This window comes from Corallococcus interemptor, assembly GCF_003668875.1.
GTDB lineage: Bacteria > Myxococcota > Myxococcia > Myxococcales > Myxococcaceae > Corallococcus > Corallococcus interemptor.
In genome coordinates this window covers 1-478 of record NZ_RAWM01000314.1, presented here as the reverse complement: position 1 = coordinate 478, position 478 = coordinate 1, and the positions used below count along the sequence as shown (strand labels likewise).

Annotated in this window: 1 protein-coding gene; it reads right to left on the bottom strand. The window is 37.0% G+C overall.

Translation table 11 applies throughout. From position 1 onward, the window contains the following. A partial coding sequence (locus D7X96_RS39195; RefSeq protein WP_244219889.1) for a DDE-type integrase/transposase/recombinase occupies window positions 1–460 on the bottom strand: 460 nt, incomplete at its 3' end. Window positions 461–478 lie beyond the last annotated feature (18 nt).

Here is a 478-nt window from a genome sequence, read left to right as displayed (position 1 = left end):
CATATGGGGTGGTTTTAGTGCCGGGTTTGAGATAGACATGGTTAATGACATAGACAGCAGTGTTAACTGCTTTAGCCCAAAAGCGTTGGGGAATATTTTTGCTATGCAACATAACCTGTGCCATCTCTTGAACCATTCTGTTCTTCCGTTCAACCACTCCATTTTGTTGTGGAGTTTTAGGTGCGGAAAACTCATGTTTAATGCCATGAAGAGTGTAGAAAGTAGAAAAATTAGAATTCTGAAATTCTATTCCATGATCGGAGCGAATTCGTGAAATTACTCCAAATTCTTGTCGTTTATCTGCAACAAGTAAAGACCACAGATGATTTAAAAAAGTAAAAGTTTCTAATTTATCATGCAAAAATCTTACCCAAGTCAATCTTGAAAAATCTTCAACGGTTAAAAAAATGTACTTTTTACCGTTGATGCTTTCAAACTTTGTGGGTCCCTTGAGATCCATGTGTAAGAGCTCTAAGGG